Consider the following 9751-nt stretch of genomic DNA (forward strand, 5'->3'; position numbering starts at 1 on the left):
GATCAGTCGTCCCAGCCGCCGCCGTCGCCGCCCTCGCCCCGGCCGCCCTCGCCCCGGCCGCCTTCGCCCCAGCCGCCCTCGTGGTCGCAGTCCACGCGGAAGCTGGCCACGATGCCGTCCTTGACGTGGACGCCGTCCTTGACGTGCAGGTCGTCGACTCCGAAGCTGGTGCTCCAGGCGCCGACGGTGGCGATGGGAGCGCCGTTGTCGCAGACCGCCCCGCGGAAGACCTCCACGCGCTTGTGGCTGTCGTTGCGGACGTTGAGGGTCTTGGCGCCCAGGCCGCTGATCACGGTGATGCAGTCGCCCGGGCGGGCGGAGTAGGACCGCTCGTTGACGAGGATGCGGCCCTCCTCCCTGCGCTCCTCGTGGCCCCGGCCTTCTTCGCGGCGCCCTTCGTTGCCCTTGCCCTCGTTGCCCTTGCTTTCGTTGTTGTTGCTGTTCGTGTTGCTGTTGTTGTTGCTCTTGCCCTGCCCGGAGTCGCCGCCGAACGGCGCCTGCGGGGCGTCGGCGACGGCGGCCGGGGCCGCCTGGGGCGCCGGGGCGGAGGCCGCCGAGGCGTAGGTGATGCCGGTGACGGCGAGTGCCGCGGCGGCTCCGGCGGCGGCGGTCACCATGGTGGAACGAGCGAGCTTCATGTCGCTTCTCCTGTCTGGATATCTCGGAGATGTCGGCTCGTCAGCCGACTGCGATCAAACGTACTCACGGCCGTCGAATCGGGCATTTCGGAAAATCCATAACAGAGGCCGATCGGGTTATAAGCGGGCTTTTTTGGTGCTCGGTCAGGAAGTGAAGTGGCCGGAAAAGAAGGCATATTGAATGACGATTAGTCCGTCCGAATGATCTCCTGACGCCCGCTCACCCCACGCCGACAGCGTGTCGCTGCGAAAGCCGTGGGCCGGTTCGTGTTAGCGGGCTCCCGTACCGGCCGGCGGACCGCGCCGTGACGGCGACTCGGCGACCGGCGCGCCGCAGCGCGACCGAACGTGCCGGGCGGTGAACTTCGCACTCAGAAAGTCTTGTTGGCCTCGTTGACATGCCGCAAGCACACGCGTTTCACTCAACTCTCGTGCATGGCAACGTTGTCAGGCCGTGGGGGGCGCGGCCGGAACTGTTGTCTGTCGCCGGCGCTCCGGCCTGCTTCGGCGCGCCTTCATCCGATGTGCGAAGCACGAACCGCTGTGGAGGCAACCGATGGTGAGACCCCGACGTTCAGCCGCGCCACGTGACCGAAAGAGATTCCGCCGACGCCTGGCCGTGGTCGCGGTCCTGGGCATGGCCGCCCTCCCCCTTCCGGCGATCGGGAGCGCGTATGCCGCGAGCACCGCGACGCCGGCCCTCGTGACGGACCCCGCGTCTCTCGTCAACCCCCTCATCGGCACCTCCGGTGCGGTGGACACCTTCCCCGGCCCCGACATGCCGGCCGGCATGGTGCAGTGGGGTCCGGACACGACGCCCGACCGCGCCGACGGCGGCGGCTACGAGTACAACGACGACAAGATCTCCGGCTTCAGCCTCACCCACGTCTCCGGGCCCGGCTGCCCCGTCGCGGGCGACCTGCCCGTCCTGCCGGTGACCGGCGCGCTGCCGGGCGACCCCGGCAAGGCGTCCGTCGGCTTCAGCCACCACGACGAGCAGGCCGGCATCGGGTACTACAAGGTCACCGACGCGGGCGGGGTCAGGACCGAGCTGACCGACACCACCCGCGCGGGCCTGGGCACCTTCACCTTCCCGGCGGGTGCGCCGGCGAACCTGCTGTTCAAGCTCAGCGGCGGCGCCACGCAGGTCGACGGGACCCGCGTCCAGGTGGTGAACGACAAGGAGATCAGGGGCGCGATCGACAGCGGTCACTTCTGCGGCGCGAACAACAGGTACACGCTGCACTTCGACGTCACGTTCGACCGGCCGTTCACCGCGAGCGGCACCTGGGTCGGCAGCACCGTCAACCCCGGCGCGACATCGCTGACGGCGGGCAAGGCGCGGCAGAACCCGACGGCTCCCCGGTCGGCCCCGCTGAAGGACAGGCACTTCACCGTCCCCGCGAAGCCGGCCCCGACGGTCCACGGGAGCGGCGGCAAGACCTCCGGCACACCCTCCCCGGCCGCGAGCGGCGGCGCCACGCCCCGCTCGGCCGGCGCGGGCAGGACTGCCCAGCCGCCCACGACGGGCGCCAACGGCATGTACCTGACCTTCGACACCTCCGCCGCCCGGACGGTGAGCGCGAAGGTCGGCATCTCGTACACGAGTGACGCGGGCGCGGCGGACAACCTCGCCACCGAGATCAGGCAGTGGAACCCCGGCGCCGTCGAGCAGGCCAACCACGACGCCTGGAACGCCGTACTGGGCAAGGTGCGGATCGGCGGCGGCTCCGCGGACCAGCAGGTGCAGTTCTACACCGCGCTCTACCACGCGCTGCTGCACCCGAACGTCCTCTCCGACGACAACGGCCAGTACATGGGGATGGACGACCAGGTCCACAAGCTGGCCACGGGGCAGAAGGCGCAGTACGCCAACTACTCCGGCTGGGACACCTACCGCTCCCAGACCCAGCTGATGGCGATGGTCGAGCCCAAGGTCGCCGGCGACGTCGTCACCTCGATGCTCAACGGCTACGACCAGACGGGCCTGCTGCCCAAGTGGGCCTCGAACAACGGCGAGAGCTACGTGATGGTGGGGGACCCGGCCGCGGGCATCATCGCCGACGCGTACGCCTTCGGTGCGACGGGCTTCGACACGGACAAGGCACTCGCCGCGCTGGAGCACGAGGCCACCGCCCCCAACAACGACCGCCCCGGCGAGTCGGTGCGGGACGCGAAGGGCTACCTCCCGCTGGACGAGAACGACTTCGGCTGCTGCAACTTCTACGGCCCGGTCTCCACCCAGCTGGAGTACGACTCCGCCGACCACGCCCTCGCCTCCTTCGCGAAGTCGCTGGGCAGGACGGCCGTCTACGAGAAGTTCGCCACCCGCGCCCAGGACTGGATGAACGTCTTCAACCCGCAGACCGGCTATATGCAGGCCAAGAACAAGGACGGCCAGTTCGCGGGCGGTTTCACCCCCGGCACCTCCAACGGCTTCGTGGAGGGGACGTCGGCCCAGTACACGCCGATGGTCCCGTTCAACCTGCGCCAGCTCATCCAGGCACGCGGCGGCGACCAGGCGTACTCGTCCTACCTGGACAGCCTCCTCGGCAACATCACCAGCCCCGGCAACACCAACGCCGACCTGAGCAACGAGCCCAGCGTGGAGATCCCCTGGGAGTACGACTACACGGGGCAGCCGTGGAAGACCCAGGCGGCCGTCCGCGAGGCCCAGCAGAAGCTGTACTTCAACGCGCCGGTCGGCTCGTTCGGCAACGACGACCTCGGCGCGATGAGCTCCTGGTACGTCTGGTCCGAGCTCGGCATGTACCCGGAGACCCCGGGCACGGACACCCTGGCGCTCGGCAGCCCGGTCTTCCCGGTGGCGCAGGTGACCTTCGCGGGCGGAAGGACCGTGCGGATCAACGCGCCGCAGGCCGCGCCCCAGGCGCCGTACGTGCAGTCGCTCGACGTGAAGGGCAAGGAGTGGAAGACCTCCTGGCTGACGTACCAGCAGTTCAAGGGCGCGGGCACGCTCGACTTCACGCTCGGCACCCAGCCCGACACCTCCTGGGCGTCCGGCCCCTCGGCGGCACCGCCGTCGGACACCACGGGCGGCGGCCGGGTGCTGGCCGCGACCGGTCCCTCCAGCGACGGCCTGGTGCTCCAGCCGGGCACGTCCGGTGACGGCACACTCGTCCTGACCAACCTCGGCGCCGCGGCCGTCACGGTCGACTGGAAGGCGACGGCACCCTCCGGTGTCACGCTGGACACGACGTCCGGCTCGCTGACGGTGCCCGCCTCGGGCAGCGCCGAGGCGAAGGTCCACGTGACCGCGGGCGCGAGCGAGGGGACGTACCCGGTCGCCTTCGGGCTGACCGACCACGGCACCGGTGCGGCGCTGAGCGGGGCGAGCCTGCGCGTGGCCGTGGCGAAGGCCGGCGCGCTGTGGCCGTTCGACACCAACGAGGGCGTCTACCCCGACGGCGCCGCCTTCTCGGGCGGCTTCGACGACGGCGGCTGGGCGTTCTCGCAGAACGCGCTGGCGGCGGCGGGCGTCACCAGCGGTTCCTCCCTCACGGTCGACGGCATCTCCTACACCTGGCCCACCGTGACCTCCGGTCAGCTCGACAACCTGGAGATGGCCGGCCAGCGCATCCTCATGCCGGCCGGCACGTCCGGCGCGTCACTGGGCCTGCTGGGCACCGCGACCAACGCGCCCACCGACGGCAGCGGGGTCTCGGGCACGGTGACGGTCACCTACACCGACGGCAGCACCGCGAAGGCGACGGTCGGCTTCTCGGACTGGACGCTCAACGGCGGGTCCACCAAGCCGCTCGCGAGTGACACGACGGCCGTGACGACGGCCTACCGGAACACCGGGAGCGGAGGCCGGGACGGCGTCAAGACCTACGTCTTCGCCACGAAGGTCCCGCTGGATCCGTCGAAGAAGGTCGCGTCGGTCACGCTGCCGGTGACGGGCTCCACGGGCACCGACCACCTGTTCTCCTACGGCTTCGGCCAGTAGCCGGACAGAAGCCGTAGGCACCCACGACGGCGGGCCGGTCCCCGGGCACCTGCTCCGGGCACCGGCCCGCCGTGTCCTTTCCCCTCCCAGAGGTCGCACGGCTCCCCCCGGCCCCCTCCGCCGGACGGCCGGGCATAGACTCGGGCCCCTGTACTCCACGGGCAGGTGCGACGCGGGAAGTTGGTGTCCATGAACGGGGAATGGACGGGAGCCGGGCTGCCCCCGGCGGCGGCCGCGCGCATCGCGGAGGTGCGGAGCAGCGGGACGTGGTCCTCGGCGCTGTCCACCGGCGCGTTCGCCGCGCTGCGCGCCGTGGGGTTCGAACCGGTGGGCCAGGTCATGGGCTCGGCCGTCTACCACGTGGGCCGCAGCGGCCGGTACTGGGGCTACCACGACTGCCTCTACCGGGGCCTGCAGTACGCCTTCAGCGGTGCCCCCGCGCCCGTCGCCCTCTCCGGCGGCGGCGCCCCGTCCGCCCGGCTCGTCGAGGTGCTCGACCGGGCGCGTCGCTCGGCCCTCGACCGGATGGCCGCGGAGTGCTCGGCCCTCGGCGGCGACGGCGTCGTCGCGGCGCAGCTGACGGTGGCGCCCTTCGCGGCCCAGCCCAACTGCCTGGAGTTCAAGGTGATCGGGACCGCGGTGCGCGCGGCCGGAACGGTCCGGGCGCCGCAGCCGTTCACCTGCCACCTCGACGGCCAGGGGTTCGCGAAGCTGGTGACCGCGGGATGGGTCCCCGTCGAGCTGCTCTACGGAATGTCCATCGGCGTACGCCACGACGACTACACCACCCGCGCCCAGACCCGCTCATGGAGCAACACCGAGGTCAGCGGCTGGAGCGAGCTCGTCCAGGCGGTGCGCTCCGACGCCCGGGCGCACCTGCGGGCGCAGAGCGGGCGCCGGGGCGGCGACGGCGTGATCCTCGCCGCGGGCCGCCTGCGCGTCTGGGGCGAGTCCTGCACGCGCGGCAGCGGCAACAACGAGCAGCACGACCATGTGGCCGAGGCGACGCTGGTGGGCACCACCGTCGCCCGCTTCACGGCACGCGAGGAGCCGCCCCGCACCCTCACCGTGATGCCGCTCGACCCGGAACGACGCCGGCGGAGCATGCGCCGTACCGCCACCGACATACGATGAGGGGAACCCGTTCATGACCGCCTTCAACCCCGCCGATGGCACCGCTCACGGCATGTCCGCCCAGGGTGTGCCGGCCGACGCGATGCGGCGGCTGGCCGAGCTGCAGCCGGGGAAGCCGGGTTCGATCTTCACCAGCGACCTGTCGGTCAACGAGTTCCTGCTCGTGCGCGAGGCGGGCTTCAGGCCCATCGGCCTCGTACTGGGCAGCTCGATCTACCACGTGGGCATCCAGCTCGGCCGCTGGGGCAAGAACCAGGAGCTGACGACGCTCAGCCAGGCGATGTACCACGCCCGTGAACTGGCGATGACCCGCATGGAGGCGGAGGCGGCCCAGCTGGGCGCGGACGGCATCGTCGGGGTGCGACTGAGCGTCGAGGCCCGTGAATTCGGCACCGACATCGCGGAGTTCATCGCCGTCGGCACCGCCGTCAAGGCCGACCAACCGGCACCGGGCGCGGGCGGCGGCAGCTGGCGCAACCTCAAGGGCCAGCCGTTCACCTCGGACCTCAACGGCCAGGACTTCTGGACGCTCATCCGCGCCGGCTACGCCCCGCTGGGCATGGTGATGGGCACCTGCGTCTACCACATCGCGCACCAGCGGATGGGGCAGATGTTCTCCAACATCGGCAAGAACGTGGAGATCGAGCAGTTCACCCAGGCGCTGTACGACGCGCGGGAACTGGCGATGGCGCGGATGCAGCACGAGGCGGAGGAGCTGCGGGCGGAGGGCATCGTCGGCGTGCAGCTCAACGCGCACAACCACCGCTGGGGCGGACACACCACGGAGTTCTTCGCGATCGGCACGGCCGTACGGCCGCTGCGCGAGGACCATGTCATCGAGCGCCCGACGATGGTGCTCGGCCTGGACGGCTGAGCGTCCGGCCCGCAGACCCGGATCGACCGCACACCCACGAGAGGCCCCACGATGACCTCGCCCCAGGACCCCGTACCGTTCGAGCCCGCCGGGGCGTCGGACTCCATCGAGCTGCTGACGGCCGCGCTGCGCAGGGACGCCGCCGACCTGGAGGTGTATGCCCGGGTGCTCACGGGGACCCTCGCCGAGGCGCTGCCGCCGGGCTCGGTCGCCGTCGAGCGCCGCCGGGGCCTGGCCGACCGGCTCGCGGGGCGCGACGGCCGTGTCGAGCGGGTCGAGGTCTTCCTCGGCGAGCAGCGTCTCGTGCTCGACCTGGCGGGCGCGCAGCCCCGGGGCGAGGTCTGCAAGGAGGTCCGCGGCGTGGTGCTCTCGCGGCGGCCGGTGGCGCTCGACGAGTGGCTGCGGGAACTCGCGGTCGCGGTCACGGCCCGGGCACAGTCCGACGCGCGGGCGCGCGCGGCGCTGGAGCGGCTGCTGCTCGGCGAGTAGCGACGCCGCGTCCGCCACCTCCGCGGCCGTCTCCGCGGCGTGCGCTGCGCACGCGGCTCGCGGTACCGCCGCAGGTACCCGGAAAATCACGTGCCCCGGCCGCGTCGCGCCTCGTACCGTCGTCCCGTACCACGTCGGACACGGAACAGAGGGGAGTCGGCCATGCGCGCACACGGCGCTGACCTCGCTCCCCGTTGCCGGTACGAGGTGATCCTCGTGTCCCCGTCCGGCCGGTGCCCGCTGCGCGGCCGGCACCGGACACCCGTGACGTCCCGCTGACCTTCCCCGCCCGCACCGGCCACGCGCCGGCCGGCCGGGACGCCGTCGCCGTCCGGGGCGCACGGGCGCATCGCGCCGCCCCTTGTCTCCGCAGACCGGAGACGCTCCGAACCCCAGAAAGGCCCCGGGCCGTGCGCACGCACATCACCAGTCCCGCCACCCCGCTCACCGCCGTCCGCAACCTCGGCATCCTCGCCCACGTCGACGCGGGCAAGACCACCGTCACCGAGCGGATCCTGTACGCGACGGGCACCACCCACAAGCGGGGCGAGGTGCACGACGGCACCACCGTCACCGACTTCGACCCGCAGGAACGCGACCGCGGCATCACCATCTTCGCCGCCGCCGTCAGCTGTGCCTGGGACGGCTGTCGCATCAACCTCATCGACACCCCCGGCCACGTCGACTTCGCCGACGAGGTCGAGCGCTCGCTGCGGGTCCTCGACGGGGCGGTCGCCGTGTTCGACGCCGTCGCCGGGGTCGAGCCGCAGAGCGAGTCGGTGTGGCGGCAGGCCGACCGGCACGGCGTCCCGCGTATCGCGTTCGTCAACAAGCTGGACCGCGCGGGCGCCGATCTCGACCGGGCCGTCGCCTCCATCCGGGAGCGGCTGCACCCGGCGCCGCTGGTCGTGCAACTGCCGATCGGCGCCGAGGACGCGTTCACCGGTGTCGTCGACCTGGTGCGGATGCGCGCGTTGACGTGGGGCGACGCGAGCGGTACGGCGGTGGAGGGAGCCGTGCCCGAGGAGTTGCGGGAGGAGGCCGTACGACGGCGACGGATGCTGGCGGAGGCGGTGGCCGGGCTGCATCCGGGCGCGCTGGAGGAGTTCTGCGGGCAGGACACGCTTTCCGCCGGCACCCTCACCGCCGCGCTGCGCGATCTCACCCGCACCGGGGACGGCGTGGTCGTCCTCGCCGGCTCGGCCTACCGCAACCGCGGCATCGAGCCGCTGCTGGACGCGGTCGTCGCCTGTCTGCCCTCGCCGCTGGACGTCCCCGCCGTGCGCGGCGTGCACGCGGGCGCCGAGCAGGAGCGGGCCGCCGATCCCCAGGCCCCGTTCAGCGGGCTGGTGTTCAAGGTGAACGCCGGTGCCACGGGACGACTGGCCCACGTCCGTGTCTACTCGGGCACCCTGGAGAAAGGAGACACCGTGCGAGAGCAGGGCAGCGGGCGTGGCGAGCGGGTGGCACGCATCCTGCGGGTCATGGCGGACCGGCACGTCCCGCTCGACCGGGCGGTCGCCGGGGACATCGTGGCGCTCGTCGGCGTGAAGTCGGCGCGGGCCGGCTCCACCCTGTGCGATCCCGGTGCTCCGTTGCTGCTGGAGCCGCCGACCGTCGCCGAGCCCGTGGTGTCCGTCGCGGTCGAGGCCCGTCGGGCCACGGACACCGGCCCGCTGGCGGCGGCGCTGGCCCGGCTGGTCGAGGAGGACCCCTCGCTGGTGGTGCGCACCGACGCCGAGACCGGACAGACCGTGCTGTCCGGAATGGGCGAACTCCATCTGGAGGTCGCGGTGGAGAAGGTGCGGCGCGAGGGGGGACCCGAGGTCACCGTGGGGCGGCCGCGGGTCGCCTGTCGGGAGACGGTCGTCGCGGGAGTGACGGGGTTCGGGTACCGGCACGTCAAACAGGACGGCGGGGCGGGGCAGTTCGCGCATGTCGTGCTCGACGTGGAACCGCTGGGACCCGAAGTCGGCGCCACCGGCTTCGAGTTCCGCTCCGCCGTGGTCGGCGGAAGCGTGCCGCAGGAGTACGTGCGTGCGGTGGAGGCCGGGTGCCGGGACGCCCTCGCCGAGGGGCCGCTCGACGGGCATCCGGTGACCGGGCTGCGGGTCACGCTCACCGACGGGTCCACCCATGTGAAGGACTCCTCCGACACGGCCTTCCGCACCGCCGGCCGGCTCGGGCTCCGCGCGGCCCTGCGCGCCTGCGCGACGGCCGTGCTGGAACCGGTCGCCGAGGTCACGGTCACCGTGCCCGAGGACGCGGTCGGCACGGTCCTCGGGGACCTGGCCGCTCGGCGCGGCCGGGTCGGCGGCTCCGAGACGCGGCGCGGCGCGACCGTCCTGACGGCGACCGTCCCGCTGGCCGAACTCTTCGGCTACGCGACCCGGTTGCGCAGCCGCACCCAGGGCCGGGGCACCTTCACCGCCCGCCCCACCGGCTACGCCCCGGCACCACGGCCGGACACGGCACCCGCCCCCACCCGGTAGCGGACCACCGGACTCCCCGGCCCCCGGGGCCCTGGGCTCCCAGGAGCCCCGGGTCCGGGGTCCGGCCCCTGCGGTCCCGGTCCCACCGCCTCGGCCCCGCCCGCCACCCCCAACACCTCCACCACCCCAACACCCCGACCACCATCAACACCCC

The 9751-nt window shown here is 72.5% G+C and carries 6 protein-coding genes; 5 read left to right on the forward strand and 1 reads right to left on the reverse strand.

The features are described from left to right. Positions 1 to 2: 2 nt before the first annotated feature. A complete protein-coding gene (locus tag BIV23_RS44745) occupies positions 3 to 638 on the reverse strand; it encodes a hypothetical protein (protein ID WP_071386738.1) in 636 nt (211 codons plus the stop codon). A gap of 637 nt (positions 639 to 1275) precedes the next feature. On the opposite strand from BIV23_RS44745, the gene BIV23_RS44750 reads away from it, so the two are divergent. The 5 genes from BIV23_RS44750 (at position 1276) to fusA (ending at position 9597) form a co-directional block, all read left to right on the forward strand. Then, positions 1276 to 4608: a lectin gene (locus BIV23_RS44750; protein ID WP_245790950.1), complete on the forward strand. Its 3333-nt coding sequence runs from the start codon at positions 1276 to 1278 to the stop codon at positions 4606 to 4608. A 189-nt stretch (positions 4609 to 4797) separates the two neighbouring features. Next, complete coding sequence (locus BIV23_RS44755; RefSeq protein WP_071386740.1) at positions 4798 to 5742, forward strand: heavy metal-binding domain-containing protein; 945 nt, start codon at positions 4798 to 4800, stop codon at positions 5740 to 5742. A 13-nt stretch (positions 5743 to 5755) separates the two neighbouring features. Continuing rightward, a complete protein-coding gene (locus tag BIV23_RS44760; protein ID WP_245790951.1) occupies positions 5756 to 6616 on the forward strand; it encodes a heavy metal-binding domain-containing protein in 861 nt (286 codons plus the stop codon). Positions 6617 to 6667: 51 nt separating this feature from the next. Further along, on the forward strand, positions 6668 to 7105 hold the full coding sequence (locus tag BIV23_RS44765; RefSeq protein WP_071386741.1) for a hypothetical protein: 438 nt from the start codon (positions 6668 to 6670) through the stop codon (positions 7103 to 7105). Positions 7106 to 7515: 410 nt separating this feature from the next. Continuing rightward, positions 7516 to 9597 (forward strand): elongation factor G, encoded by a 2082-nt coding sequence (gene fusA, locus BIV23_RS44770; RefSeq protein WP_071386742.1) that lies wholly within the window; start codon positions 7516 to 7518, stop codon positions 9595 to 9597. Positions 9598 to 9751: the final 154 nt, after the last annotated feature.

The organism is Streptomyces monashensis, from assembly GCF_001866665.1.
Classification (GTDB): Bacteria; Actinomycetota; Actinomycetes; order Streptomycetales; family Streptomycetaceae; genus Streptomyces; species Streptomyces monashensis.